Annotated in this window: 21 protein-coding genes; 19 read left to right on the plus strand and 2 right to left on the minus strand. The window is 60.7% G+C overall.

Annotated features, from left to right (window positions below; genetic code table 11):
- The first annotated feature begins 31 nt into the window (after positions 1 to 31).
- The 19 genes from rplP to rplQ all read left to right on the plus strand — a co-directional run bounded on the left by rplP (position 32) and on the right by rplQ (position 10,387).
- Positions 32 to 445 carry a 50S ribosomal protein L16 gene (gene rplP / locus NGR_RS17240; protein ID WP_003536531.1) on the plus strand — a complete coding sequence of 138 codons (414 nt, stop codon included), beginning with the start codon at positions 32 to 34 and terminating at the stop codon, positions 443 to 445.
- Between the two features lie 12 nt (positions 446 to 457).
- Positions 458 to 658, plus strand: a complete 201-nt coding sequence (gene rpmC, locus NGR_RS17245) for a 50S ribosomal protein L29 (RefSeq protein ID WP_011975176.1) — start codon at positions 458 to 460, stop codon at positions 656 to 658.
- Between the two features lie 12 nt (positions 659 to 670).
- Positions 671 to 907 (plus strand): 30S ribosomal protein S17, encoded by a 237-nt coding sequence (gene rpsQ, locus NGR_RS17250; RefSeq protein WP_012707760.1) that lies wholly within the window; start codon positions 671 to 673, stop codon positions 905 to 907.
- 178 nt (positions 908 to 1,085) lie between these two features.
- Complete coding sequence (rplN, locus tag NGR_RS17255; protein ID WP_012707761.1) at positions 1,086 to 1,454, plus strand: 50S ribosomal protein L14; 369 nt, start codon at positions 1,086 to 1,088, stop codon at positions 1,452 to 1,454.
- A gap of 14 nt (positions 1,455 to 1,468) precedes the next feature.
- The gene (rplX, locus tag NGR_RS17260) at positions 1,469 to 1,780 is read left to right on the plus strand and encodes a 50S ribosomal protein L24 (protein ID WP_012707762.1); all 312 of its coding nucleotides are present in this window, start codon (positions 1,469 to 1,471) and stop codon (positions 1,778 to 1,780) included.
- Complete coding sequence (gene rplE, locus NGR_RS17265) at positions 1,773 to 2,330, plus strand: 50S ribosomal protein L5 (RefSeq protein ID WP_012707763.1); 558 nt, start codon at positions 1,773 to 1,775, stop codon at positions 2,328 to 2,330. Before rplX ends, rplE begins: the two co-directional genes overlap by 8 nt.
- 34 nt (positions 2,331 to 2,364) lie before the next feature.
- On the plus strand, positions 2,365 to 2,670 hold the full coding sequence (gene rpsN / locus NGR_RS17270) for a 30S ribosomal protein S14 (RefSeq protein WP_012707764.1): 306 nt from the start codon (positions 2,365 to 2,367) through the stop codon (positions 2,668 to 2,670).
- 12 nt (positions 2,671 to 2,682) lie between these two features.
- On the plus strand, positions 2,683 to 3,081 hold the full coding sequence (rpsH, locus tag NGR_RS17275; RefSeq protein WP_012707765.1) for a 30S ribosomal protein S8: 399 nt from the start codon (positions 2,683 to 2,685) through the stop codon (positions 3,079 to 3,081).
- 40 nt (positions 3,082 to 3,121) lie between these two features.
- Entirely contained in the window at positions 3,122 to 3,655 is a 534-nt protein-coding gene (gene rplF / locus NGR_RS17280; RefSeq protein ID WP_012707766.1) for a 50S ribosomal protein L6, read from the plus strand.
- Positions 3,656 to 3,667: 12 nt separating this feature from the next.
- Complete coding sequence (rplR, locus tag NGR_RS17285) at positions 3,668 to 4,030, plus strand: 50S ribosomal protein L18 (RefSeq protein WP_012707767.1); 363 nt, start codon at positions 3,668 to 3,670, stop codon at positions 4,028 to 4,030.
- Positions 4,031 to 4,157: 127 nt separating this feature from the next.
- A complete protein-coding gene (gene rpsE, locus NGR_RS17290; protein ID WP_012707768.1) occupies positions 4,158 to 4,727 on the plus strand; it encodes a 30S ribosomal protein S5 in 570 nt (189 codons plus the stop codon).
- A 12-nt stretch (positions 4,728 to 4,739) separates the two neighbouring features.
- Positions 4,740 to 4,943 carry a 50S ribosomal protein L30 gene (rpmD, locus tag NGR_RS17295; RefSeq protein WP_003536508.1) on the plus strand — a complete coding sequence of 68 codons (204 nt, stop codon included), beginning with the start codon at positions 4,740 to 4,742 and terminating at the stop codon, positions 4,941 to 4,943.
- A 13-nt stretch (positions 4,944 to 4,956) separates the two neighbouring features.
- Positions 4,957 to 5,430, plus strand: coding sequence for a 50S ribosomal protein L15 (gene rplO, locus NGR_RS17300; protein ID WP_012707769.1), 474 nt, complete (start codon positions 4,957 to 4,959; stop codon positions 5,428 to 5,430).
- Between the two features lie 237 nt (positions 5,431 to 5,667).
- Entirely contained in the window at positions 5,668 to 7,008 is a 1,341-nt protein-coding gene (gene secY, locus NGR_RS17305) for a preprotein translocase subunit SecY (RefSeq protein ID WP_012707770.1), read from the plus strand.
- The gene (locus tag NGR_RS17310; protein ID WP_012707771.1) at positions 7,005 to 7,583 is read left to right on the plus strand and encodes an adenylate kinase; all 579 of its coding nucleotides are present in this window, start codon (positions 7,005 to 7,007) and stop codon (positions 7,581 to 7,583) included. Before secY ends, NGR_RS17310 begins: the two co-directional genes overlap by 4 nt.
- 232 nt (positions 7,584 to 7,815) lie before the next feature.
- Positions 7,816 to 8,184 carry a 30S ribosomal protein S13 gene (rpsM, locus tag NGR_RS17315; RefSeq protein WP_012707772.1) on the plus strand — a complete coding sequence of 123 codons (369 nt, stop codon included), beginning with the start codon at positions 7,816 to 7,818 and terminating at the stop codon, positions 8,182 to 8,184.
- Between the two features lie 228 nt (positions 8,185 to 8,412).
- Entirely contained in the window at positions 8,413 to 8,802 is a 390-nt protein-coding gene (rpsK, locus tag NGR_RS17320; RefSeq protein WP_003536496.1) for a 30S ribosomal protein S11, read from the plus strand.
- Positions 8,803 to 8,905: 103 nt separating this feature from the next.
- Entirely contained in the window at positions 8,906 to 9,916 is a 1,011-nt protein-coding gene (locus tag NGR_RS17325) for a DNA-directed RNA polymerase subunit alpha (protein ID WP_012707773.1), read from the plus strand.
- Between the two features lie 45 nt (positions 9,917 to 9,961).
- Entirely contained in the window at positions 9,962 to 10,387 is a 426-nt protein-coding gene (rplQ, locus tag NGR_RS17330; protein ID WP_012707774.1) for a 50S ribosomal protein L17, read from the plus strand.
- A 42-nt stretch (positions 10,388 to 10,429) separates the two neighbouring features.
- On the opposite strand, the gene msrQ is transcribed toward rplQ, so the two are convergent.
- Complete coding sequence (msrQ, locus tag NGR_RS17335; protein WP_012707775.1) at positions 10,430 to 11,092, minus strand: protein-methionine-sulfoxide reductase heme-binding subunit MsrQ; 663 nt, start codon at positions 11,090 to 11,092, stop codon at positions 10,430 to 10,432.
- 2 nt (positions 11,093 to 11,094) lie between these two features.
- The gene (gene msrP / locus NGR_RS17340) at positions 11,095 to 12,033 is read right to left on the minus strand and encodes a protein-methionine-sulfoxide reductase catalytic subunit MsrP (RefSeq protein ID WP_012707776.1); all 939 of its coding nucleotides are present in this window, start codon (positions 12,031 to 12,033) and stop codon (positions 11,095 to 11,097) included.
- Positions 12,034 to 12,256: the final 223 nt, after the last annotated feature.

The raw sequence follows: 12,256 nt of genomic DNA on the forward strand, positions 1-12,256 counted from the left end.
GCGTGGCAGCCAATATCGGAGAAGTAAAAAAATGTTGCAGCCAAAGCGTACGAAGTATCGCAAGCAATTCAAGGGCCGCATCAAGGGCGTTGCCAAGGGCGGTTCTGATCTCGCCTTCGGCGAATTCGGCCTGAAGGCTCAGGAACCGAACCGCGTCAATGCCCGCGAGATCGAAGCGGCCCGCCGCGCGATCACCCGCCACATGAAGCGCGCCGGTCGCGTCTGGATCCGCGTGTTCCCGGACGTCCCGGTCACCGCCAAGCCGACCGAAGTCCGCATGGGTAAGGGTAAGGGTTCGGTGGAATACTGGGCATGCAAGGTCAAGCCCGGCCGTATGATGTTCGAGATCGATGGTGTCAACGAAGAACTTGCTCGTGAGGCACTTCGTCTTGGCGCTGCCAAGCTCTCTGTCAAGACGCGCTTCGTGCAGCGTATCGCAGAGTAAGGAGTGAAGCTCATGAAAGCCGCAGATGTTCGCGCTCTGAGCGCCGACCAACTCAAGGAAGAGCTCGCCAAGCTGAAGAAGGAGCAGTTCAACCTGCGCTTCCAGAAGGCTACCGGCCAGCTCGAAAAGTCTTCGCGTATCGACGAAGTCCGCAAGGACATCGCACGCATCAAAACCATTGCCCGCCAGAAGGCGGCAGAAGCCAAGGCCTAAGGACCAGAATAAATGCCGAAACGCATTCTGCAGGGCACCGTCGTCAGCGACAAGAACGACAAGACCGTCGTCGTCAAGGTCGAGCGCCGCTTTGCGCACCCGATCCTCCAGAAGACCGTCCGTCGTTCCAAGAAGTACAAGGCTCACGACGAGAACAACCAGTATAAGGTCGGTGATGTCGTTTCCATCGAGGAATGTGCACCGATCTCCAAGGACAAGCGCTGGACGGTAATCGCCGCCCAGGCTTGATTTGTGCAGGTTTTGCCCGCCGGACCCTTGCGTCTTGGGCAAATATCTGTATGAAGCACGCAATTAAAGCTGGGGAACGCTCGAGTCCGGGCGTTCTTTTGCTTTGAGATGAGCACAATAAGCCGGGCGAGGGGGTTTCGACCCAACCGGCCTGGTAACAACAAGAAGGCGACCTGACATGATTCAGATGCAAACAAACCTCGACGTGGCGGATAATTCCGGCGCACGTCGTGTCATGTGCATCAAGGTGCTGGGCGGCTCCAAGCGCAAGTATGCGTCGATCGGCGACATCATCGTCGTTTCGATCAAGGAAGCCATTCCGCGCGGCCGCGTGAAGAAGGGTGATGTCATGAAGGCCGTTGTCGTTCGCACCGCGAAGGACATCCGCCGTCCGGATGGCAGTGTCATCCGTTTCGACACCAACGCAGCCGTTCTTATCGACAACAAGAAAGAGCCGATCGGCACCCGTATCTTCGGACCGGTTCCGCGCGAACTTCGCGCCAAGAACCACATGAAGATTATCTCGCTGGCTCCGGAAGTACTCTAAGGGAGCGTTGAGAGATGCAGAAGATTCGCAAGGGCGACAAGGTCGTCGTACTCACCGGTAAGGACAAGGGCCGCACCGGCGAAGTCATCCAGGTCATGCCGAAGGAAGACCGGGCTGTGGTGCGCGGCGTCAACGTGGTGAAGCGCCACCAGCGCCAGACCCAGAACCAGGAAGCCGGCATTATCAGCAAGGAAGCCCCGATCCACCTTTCGAACATCGCGATCGCCGATCCGAAGGACGGCAAGCCGACCCGCGTTGGCTTCAAGATCGACGGTGAAAAGAAGGTCCGCGTGGCCAAGCGTTCGGGAGAAGTGATCGATGGCTAAGACCGCTTATGAGCCGCGGCTCAAGAAGGAATATGTAGAGCGCATCCGCAAGGCGATGCAGGAGAAGTTCTCCTACGCCAACGAAATGCAGATCCCGCGCCTCGACAAGATCGTCATCAACATGGGTGTTGGCGAAGCGACCGGCGATTCCAAGAAGCCGTCCGTTGCTGCTGCCGACCTCGCAGCGATTGCCGGCCAGAAGCCGGTGATCACCCGCGCTCGCAACTCCATCGCCGGCTTCAAGCTGCGCGAAGGCATGCCGATTGGTGCCAAGGTTACCCTGCGCGGCGTTCGGATGTATGAGTTCCTGGATCGCCTCGTGAACATCGCTCTGCCGCGTGTTCGCGACTTCCGCGGCCTCAACCCGAAGTCCTTCGATGGACGTGGCAACTTCGCCATGGGCATCAAGGAGCACATTGTGTTCCCTGAGATCAACTACGACAAGGTTGATCAGATGTGGGGCATGGACATCATCGTTTGCACGACGGCAACTAACGACGACGAAGCGCGCGCTCTGCTTGCAGAGTTCAACTTCCCGTTCCGTCAGTAATCCGTAACGACAAGCGTAAAGAAGGATAACTGTTATGGCGAAAACGAGCGCAGTTGAAAAGAACAAGCGCCGCCGCAAACTGGTTGCCGGACAAGCCGCTAAGCGTGCTGCCCTCAAGGCAATCATCATGAACCAGTCTTTGTCGATCGAAGAGCGGTTCAAGGCCACCCTCAAGCTGGCAGAACTGCCGCGCGATGGATCGAAGACCCGCATCCGCAACCGTTGCGAAGTCACCGGCCGTCCGCGCGCCTACTATCGCAAGCTTCGCATGTCGCGTATCGCGCTTCGCGAACTCGGCAATCTCGGCAAGGTGCCGGGCATCGTCAAGTCGAGCTGGTAAGGAGACGGGTACATGGCAATGACTGATCCTTTGGGCGATATGCTCACCCGTATCCGCAACGGTGCTGCTCGCCGCAAGTCCAGCGTTTCGACGCCGGCCTCGAAGCTGCGCGCACGCGTTCTGGATGTCCTTCAGGCCGAAGGCTATATCCGTGGATACTCCGAAGTCGAATTCGGCAACGGCAAGGCCGAGCTGAACATCGAACTGAAATACTACGAAGGCGCTTCCGTGATCCGTGAGATCGCGCGCGTCTCAAAGCCGGGCCGCCGGGTCTATGTCTCGGTCAAGTCCATTCCGCAGGTCGCGAACGGCCTCGGCATCACCATCCTTTCGACCCCGAAGGGCGTGATGGCCGATCACCAGGCACGCGAACAGAATGTTGGTGGCGAGCTTCTTTGCTCGGTCTTCTAAGACCGGGCAGGATCTCCATGGCGAACAGACAGGTATAAAAATGTCTCGTATCGGTAAGAAACCCGTTCAGGTTCCGGCAGGCGTCACGGCTAGCGTTGATGGCCAGAAGGTAACGGCGAAGGGTCCGAAGGGCGAACTGTTCTTCGTCGCAAACGACGAAGTTTCGGTGAAGCTCGAAAACAATGCGGTTGTTGTTCAGCCGCTCAATGAAAGCAAGGATGCTCGTGCCAAGTGGGGCATGTCCCGCACGATGGTCGAGAACATCTTCAAGGGCGTCAAGGACGGCTACGAGCGCAAGCTCGAGATCAACGGCGTCGGCTACCGTGCTTCTATGCAGGGCAAGAACCTGCAGCTGGCGCTCGGTTTCAGCCATGACGTCGTCTATCAGACGCCGGAAGGCATCACGATCGCTGTGCCGAAGCCGACGGAAATCGTCGTTTCGGGCATCAACAAGCAGCAGGTCGGCCAGGTTGCCGCGGAAATCCGCGAATACCGCGGCCCCGAGCCCTACAAGGGCAAGGGCGTCAAGTATGCCGGCGAGCGGATTGTCCGCAAAGAAGGCAAGAAGAAGTAAGGATCACGCGAAATGGCTAGCAGGAAAGATACTCTTGTGCGTCGCGCCAGCCGCGTGCGCCGTCAAATCAAGGCGGTCGCCAATGGCCGCCCGCGCCTGTCGGTTCATCGCTCGTCGAAGAACATCTATGCGCAGATCATCGATGACGTTGCCGGCAAGACGATTGCCGCTGCCTCGACCCTCGAGGCAGATCTCAAGTCTGCGCTGAAGACCGGCGCCGACACTGCCGCAGCTACTGCCGTCGGCAAGCTCCTCGCCGAGCGCGCTTCCAAGGCAGGCGTCAAGGACGTCGTCTTCGATCGCGGCGCCTTCATCTACCACGGCCGCGTCAAGGCGCTGGCCGAGGCAGCTCGCGAAGGCGGCCTGAACTTCTAATGTTCACCGCCCGGGCAGAGATGTCCGGGCGGATTCTGCCTCGCATTACCCCCGGTCGCTTCGGCTTGTTCGAGGCGACTTTCGTCAATCTGCCGATTGCACCCGGAAAAGAAAAAGGAAGAGGACAATGGCACAAGAAAGAAGAGGTTCTCGCGAAGATCGCCAGAACCGTGAAGAGCGCGACAGCGAATTTGTCGATAAGCTCGTCGCAATCAACCGCGTCGCCAAGGTGGTGAAGGGCGGTCGTCGTTTCGGTTTCGCCGCTCTCGTCGTCGTCGGCGACCAGAAGGGCCGCGTTGGCTTCGGCCATGGTAAGGCACGCGAAGTGCCGGAAGCCATCCGCAAGGCAACGGAAGCTGCCAAGCGCGACCTGATCTTCGTGCCGCTTCGCGGCGGTCGCACGCTGCATCACGACGTCAATGGCCGTCACGGCGCCGGCAAGGTGCTGCTGCGTTCGGCCAAGGCCGGTACCGGTATCATCGCCGGTGGTCCGATGCGCGCCGTCTTTGAGACGCTCGGCGTTCACGACGTCGTTGCCAAGTCGACCGGTTCGTCGAACCCCTACAACATGGTTCGCGCCACCTTCGACGCGCTCAAGAACCAGATGCACCCGAAGGACATCGCGGCACAGCGCGGCATGAAATACGCCACGCTCCAGGCTCGTCGCGTTGCCGCCGGCGCTGCTTCCGAAGAATAAGGGAGCTGACAGATGGCTAAGAAAGAAGTTGCCAAGAAGACGGTTACCGTCGAGCAGATTGGTAGCCCCATCCGCCGTCCGGCCGTACAGCGTCAGACGCTTGTCGGTCTGGGCCTCAACAAGATGCACCGGGTTCGCACGCTGGAAGACACTCCGGCCGTTCGCGGCATGATCCGGGCCGTCCAGCACCTCGTTCGCGTCGTCGACGAGAAGTGAGGGGGATCCTGATATGAAACTGAATGAAATCAAGGACAACGAAGGCGCGACCAAGAGCCGCAAGCGTCTTGGCCGCGGTATCGGCTCCGGCTCCGGCAAAACCGCCGGTCGCGGCGTGAAGGGTCAGAAGGCCCGTTCGGGCGTTGCGATCAACGGCTTCGAAGGCGGCCAGATGCCCATCTACCGTCGTCTGCCGAAGCGCGGCTTCAACAACATCTTCGCGTCGGAGTTTGTTGTCGTGTCGCTCGGCCGTATCCAGACGGCAATCGATGCCAAGAAGCTCGACGCTTCGAAGACCGTCGATGCGGCTGCCCTGAAGGCCGCCGGCGTCATCCGTCGCGAGAAGGACGGCGTCCGCGTTCTCGCCGACGGCGAGCTGAAGGCGAAGATTTCGCTCGAAGTCGCCGGCGCTTCCAAGCCGGCCGTCGAGAAGATCGAAAAGGCTGGCGGCTCGATAAAGCTGCTCGCCGCCGCCGCTGCGGAATAATATGACTGATGAACTGCCCGGGGTGCTTCACGCCGGGCGGTTTTGCTCCCATATGTGAGCCTCACGTCCGAGGGTGGCGAATCACTTGCCGCGACTGGACACAACGGAAACCACGGTGAGGCATCCGATTGCAGCGACAATCGCCTCGCGCCCGGTTTTCAACGACGAAGACTTACTCTTGCCGGAACTGACCGGGTTTCTCCCGCTGTTTCCGAGACTTGGTACGCGGAGAATTGCATGGCTTCTGCAGCGGAACAGCTCGCCTCGAACCTGAATTTTTCGACTTTCGCGAAAGCGGAGGATCTGAAGAAAAGGCTCTGGTTCACCCTTGGTGCGCTTCTGGTTTACCGTCTTGGCACCTACATCCCGCTGCCCGGCCTCAACCCGGCCGCGTTCGCCCAGGCCTTCCAGGGCCAGGCCGGCGGCATCCTCGGCCTGTTCAACATGTTTTCGGGCGGTGCAGTGGAGCGCATGGCGATCTTCGCGCTCGGCATCATGCCCTATATTTCCGCTTCGATTATCGTGCAGCTGATGACCTCGGTCGTCCCGGCGCTCGAGCAGTTGAAGAAGGAAGGCGAGCAGGGCCGCAAGGTCATCAACCAGTATACGCGCTACGGCACGGTGCTGCTCGGCGCGCTTCAGGCCTATGGCATCGCAGTGGGTCTCGAAAGCGGCAACGGCCTCGTCAACGATCCGGGCTGGTTCTTCCGGATTTCGACGGTCATTTCGCTGCTCGGCGGCACGATGTTCCTGATGTGGCTCGGTGAGCAGATCACGTCGCGCGGCATCGGCAACGGTATTTCGCTGATCATCTTCGCCGGTATCGTCGCGCATCTCCCGACCGCGCTTGCTGGAACCCTGGAGCTCGGCCGTACCGGCGCCCTGTCGACGCCGCTCATCCTAGCGATCATCATCATGGTGGTCGCGGTCATCGCGCTGATCGTCTTCGTCGAGCGCGCCCAGCGCCGCCTGCTGATCCAGTATCCGAAGCGCCAGGTCGGCAACCGCATGTTCCAGGGCGATACGTCGCACCTGCCGCTGAAGCTCAATACCTCGGGCGTGATCCCGGCGATCTTCGCGTCGTCGCTGCTGTTGCTGCCCGCGACGCTTGCCGGTTTCGCCAATGCGGCGACGCTGCCCGGCTGGGCGACGACGATCGTCGGGGCGCTCGCGCATGGCCAGCCGCTCTACATGCTCTTCTATGGGGCGATGATCGCCTTCTTCGCCTTCTTCTACACGGCAATCGTCTTCAACCCGAAGGATACGGCCGACAATCTGAAGAAGCACGGCGGCTTCATTCCGGGGATTCGCCCGGGCGAGCGCACCGCCGAATACATCGACTACGTGCTGACCCGCATCACCGTCATCGGTGCCATCTACCTGATTTTCGTCTGCATCCTGCCGGAAATTCTCATCTCTCAGACAGGCGTGCCGTTCTACCTTGGTGGTACGTCGCTTTTGATTGTTGTCAGCGTCACCCTTGATACGGTAGCACAGATCCAGGGTCACCTCATTGCCCAGCAATATGAGGGACTGATCAAGAAGTCGAAGCTGCGCGGAGGAAAGAGGGGACGATGAGACTTATTTTTTTGGGACCGCCGGGCGCTGGCAAGGGCACGCAGGCCAAGCTTCTGACGGAGAGATACGGCATTCCGCAGCTTTCCACAGGGGACATGCTCCGGGCCGCCGTTGCCCAGGCGACCGAGGTCGGCAAGCGCGCCAAGGCGGTGATGGACGCCGGTCAGCTGGTCTCCGACGAAATCGTCAATGAAATCGTCTCCGACCGCATCGACGCGCAGGACTGCGCGAAGGGCTTCATTCTCGACGGCTATCCGCGCACGGTTCCGCAGGCCATTGCGCTTGACCGGATGCTCGACAGCAAGGGCCTGAAGCTGGATGCGGTCGTCGAACTGAAGGTCGATGAGGCCGCTCTTGTCCGGCGCATGGAGAATCGCGTAGCGGAAACCGTCGCTGCCGGCGGTACGGTGCGCTCCGACGACAATCCCGAGGCCTTCAAGCGCCGCTTGACGGAATACCGGGAAAAGACTGCTCCGCTGTCGGAGCATTATGCCCAGACCGGTCAGTTGAAGACCGTGGACGGGATGGCGGACGTGGAAGCGGTCACCGCCGAGATCGACAAGATTCTGGCATAGGCTGTCGTCTTTGCCAAAATGGAAGCGCCGGGGAGTTGACTTTTCCAGGTGATTCCTCCAAAGACAGCGTCAACTCGCGACATGAGAAGCGATCGGCGCGGTCTTCGAAACAATGAAGTCCGGGTACGGTCGTTTTTGACGTGTCTCGAACCTCAATCAACGGGCGGCTCTTCGAGGCCGCGTAACGAAGCACCTATTGCCGGATGGCAACTGGAACGCAAGGAGAATAGACGTGGCACGTATCGCTGGCGTCAACATCCCGACGGCAAAGCGCGTCGTCATCGCGCTGACCTACATTCACGGGATCGGCACGAAATTTGCTCATGAAATCGTCGAGAAGGTCGGCATTCCGACTGACCGTCGCGTGCACCAGCTGACGGACGCCGAAGTCCTTCAGATTCGTGAGACGATCGACCGCGACTACCAGGTCGAGGGCGATCTGCGCCGCGAAACGTCGATGAACATCAAGCGCCTGATGGACCTCGGCTGCTACCGTGGCCTGCGTCATCGTCGCGGCCTGCCGGTGCGCGGTCAGCGTACCCACACCAATGCCCGCACCCGCAAGGGTCCGGCAAAGGCGATCGCCGGCAAGAAGAAGTAATTTCCCGAAAAGGGAAAACGGGAGGCTGGCGTCCGCGCCGGTCTCCTTTTGCAGTTTGGGAAGGGTGAATGCCCTCCCGTGCGGAACCGCATGCGGTTCGGCGAAACGAATGCGGAGCCGGCGTGCCGGTTTCGCGAAATTTGAAGATGCAGGGTAGGGGACGACCAATCCTTTTCCCGGTGGAGCCGCTGGAATTACGGCGGTGCAGAGATCTAAGAAAGGGATCCTATGGCCAAGGAAGCCACCCGCGTTCGCCGCCGCGAGCGCAAGAACATCACGTCTGGCGTCGCGCACGTCAATTCGTCGTTCAACAACACGATGATCACCATCACCGACGCGCAGGGCAATGCGATTGCCTGGTCGTCCGCCGGTGCGAAGGGCTTCAAGGGTTCGCGCAAGTCGACCCCGTTCGCCGCTCAGATCGCCGCCGAAGACTGCGCCAAGAAGGCTCAGGAACACGGCATGAAGTCGCTGGAAGTGGAAGTTTGCGGACCGGGTTCGGGCCGTGAATCCGCACTTCGCGCGCTGCAGGCTGCGGGCTTCATGATCACGTCGATCCGCGACGTGACGCCGATCCCGCACAACGGCTGCCGCCCGCGCAAGAAGCGCCGCGTCTGATCATTTGTATTCAAGATTCCGGTGAGAGCGCGGGTGCGTTCTCCCGGACTTCGGGGCTCGGTTGCCACGATTGGATGGTGGCAACGAACGGAAGGCAGAAAACATGATCCAGAAAAATTGGCAGGAATTGATCAAGCCGAACAAGGTGGATTTCACCTCCTCCGGCCGCACCAAGGCAACGCTGGTGGCGGAACCGCTTGAGCGCGGCTTTGGTCTGACCCTCGGCAACGCGCTTCGTCGCGTGCTGCTGTCGTCGCTGCGCGGTGCTGCCGTAACCGCGGTGCAGATCGACGGCGTATTGCACGAGTTCTCCTCGATCCCGGGTGTGCGGGAAGATGTGACGGACATCGTGCTCAACATCAAGGAAATCGCCATCAAGATGGATGGCGACGATTCCAAGCGCATGGTCGTGCGCAAGCAGGGCCCGGGCGTCGTGACGGCCGGTGACATCCAGACGGTTGGCGATATCGAGATCCTCAACCCGAACCACGTGATCTGCACGCTCGACGAGGGCGCCGAGATTCGCATGGAGTTCACCGTCAACAACGGCAAGGGCTATGTGCCGGCCGAGCGCAACCGTTCGGAAGATGCGCCGATCGGCCTCATCCCGGTCGACAGCCTCTATTCGCCGGTCAAGAAGGTGTCCTACAAGGTCGAAAACACCCGCGAAGGTCAGGTTCTCGACTACGACAAGCTGACGATGTCGATCGAAACCGACGGCTCCGTCACGGGTGAAGACGCGATCGCGTTTGCCGCCCGCATCCTTCAGGACCAGCTGTCGGTATTCGTCAATTTCGACGAGCCGCAGAAGGAAGCCGAGGAAGAGGCAGTCACCGAGCTCGCCTTCAACCCGGCGCTTCTCAAGAAGGTCGACGAGCTGGAACTCTCCGTCCGTTCGGCCAACTGCCTGAAGAACGACAACATCGTCTATATCGGCGACCTCATTCAGAAGACCGAAGCGGAAATGCTCCGGACGCCGAATTTTGGTCGCAAGTCGCTCAACGAGATCAAGGAAGTTCTCGCTTCCATGGGCCTGCACCTCGGCATGGAAGTGCCGTCCTGGCCGCCGGAGAACATCGAAGATCTCGCCAAGCGTTACGAAGACCAATACTAACCCATTAGACTGCGGGCGGATGCCTGCAAGTAAAGGAGAATAGCCATGCGCCACGGTAAAGCCGGCCGCAAGCTGAATAGAACCGCCAGCCACCGCAAGGCGATGTTTGCCAACATGGCAGCGTCGCTGATCGAGCACGAGCAGATCGTCACGACCCTGCCGAAGGCCAAGGAAATCCGTCCGATCGTCGAGAAGCTCGTCACGCTCGGCAAGCGTGGCGACCTGCATGCCCGCCGCCAGGCGATCTCGCAGATCCGCGACGTTGCCGTCGTCTCGAAGCTGTTCGACGCGATCGCATCGCGCTACGCCACCCGCAACGGCGGCTACCTGCGCATCATGAAGGCGGGCTTCCGCCAGGGCGACAACGCCCCGCTCGCCGTCATCGAATTCGTTGACCGCGACGTCGATGCCAAGGGTGCAAAGGATCGCGCTCGCGTTGCCGCTGAAGCGGAAGCAGCCGAAGCCGCCTGATCAGGGCAGCCTCGCAACTGGGTTGAAGCGGCCGGGTGAGTTTCACCCGGCCGCTTTTTGCGTTGCAGGATGGGATCGCGCCAAAGCTGTCCTTTGCCGCTTCCAGCGCAGGAAGGGCGTCCGCACCGCGCGCCATGCGAGCAGCAGTGCGACGAGGACGATGTAGAGCATCTGCTCGGGCCCCACGACCTTGACGGCCATCGCGAAGTGCAAAGCCCCGGCGGCGGCGATCACATAGGCGAGGCGGTGCAGCTTGTTCCACCGCTGGCCAAGCTTGCGGATCGACCAATTGTTCGAGGTAAGCGCCAGCGGAATCAGCATGACGAGGGCTGCCATGCCGATCGTGATGAAAGGCCGGCGGGCGATGTCGGCGAGAATTGCCTGGACGCGCAGCATCTGGTCGAGCAGCATGTAGGAAAAGAAGTGCATCAGCACGTAATAGAAGGCGAGCAGGCCGAGGGCGCGACGGTATCGCAGCCAGTTCAGGCCAAAGAGATCGCGAAGCGGCGTTATCGTCAGCGTCGCCACCAGGAAGCGCAGCGCCCAGAGGCCAAGCAGGTGCTCGAATTCCTTGACCGCATTGCCCGGCAATCGGCCGGTTGCGCCGAGATAGAACGCCCATGCCGCAGGGATGAAGCCGAGGGCGTAGAGCGCCCACACCGAGGGACCGTGATAGCGTTTCGGTAAAGCGGGTACGAGGGCCATGGTCAGAAGTTTACCCTGAGGTCCATGCCGGCATATAGCCCCGCGACCTCGTCGGCGTAGCCGTTGAAGGGAAGCGTGTCGCGGCGGTTGGAGCCGAAGAAGCCGCCTTCGCCGATGCGGTTTTCGGTTGCCTGGCTCCAGCGCGGGTGATCGACCGCCGGGTTCACATTGGCATAGAAGCCGTATTCATCCGGTGCGGCGAGGTTCCAGGTGCAGGGCGGGGCGGTTTCGGTGAGCGAGATGCGCACGATCGATTTGATTCCCTTGAAGCCGTATTTCCAGGGGACGACCAACCGTAGCGGTGCGCCGTTCTGGTTCGGCAAGGTCTTGCCGTAGAGGCCGACGGCGAGGATCGTCAGGGGATGGCGCGCTTCGTCGAGCCGCAAGCCTTCCTGATACGGCCAGGGCAGCGGCTGGAAGTAGCCGGCTTGGCCAGGCATTTCCTCAGGGCGGACGACGGTTTCGAAGGCGACATATTTGGCGCTGCCGAGCGGCTCGACCTTGTCGAGAAGGCTCGCCAGCGGAAAGCCGACCCAGGGGATCACCATCGACCAGGCTTCGACGCAGCGCATCCGGTAGATCCGCTCTTCGAGCGGTAAGGCGAGCAGTTCGTCGAGGCCGAACTGCCGCGGCTTGCCGACGAGGCCGTCCACCTTCACGGTCCAGGGCGTCGGCTTGAAGCTTGCCGAATTGGTGGCCGGATCGGCCTTTCCGGTGCCGAACTCGTAGAAATTATTGTAGCTCGTGACGTCCTTTTCGGGCGTCAGGGTCTCGTCGACCTTGTACGGGCTGGCGGAAGTTTTGAGCGCGGCCGCATGAGCCATACCGGTCCCACCGAGAACGAGGCCGCCCGCGGCGGCGAGAAAACTGCGGCGATCGAGGAAGAAACGCTCCGGGGTGATTTCGGATGCGGCGATCCGCGGTGGGCGGTAGACGGGCATGGTGCTTCCTCAAGAAAGGTTGAAAGCGGATTGAGCCAAGATGACCAGAGATTCGATCACTGCGAAAGATGGAGGAGACCACGTTTTCGTGCGCGGCGCGTGAGCGGGGCCGTATTGGCGTACAGCCGCCGCTGATCCTCGACGAATGCCGCAAAAGCCTGAAAAGGCGCAGGAATCTCCGGCGCATTTGATCTCCGAGCGACAGCCTTGCGTTTGCCTTTTT

It is taken from the genome of Sinorhizobium fredii NGR234 (genome assembly GCF_000018545.1).
In the GTDB taxonomy this organism is placed as follows: domain Bacteria; phylum Pseudomonadota; class Alphaproteobacteria; order Rhizobiales; family Rhizobiaceae; genus Sinorhizobium; species Sinorhizobium fredii_A.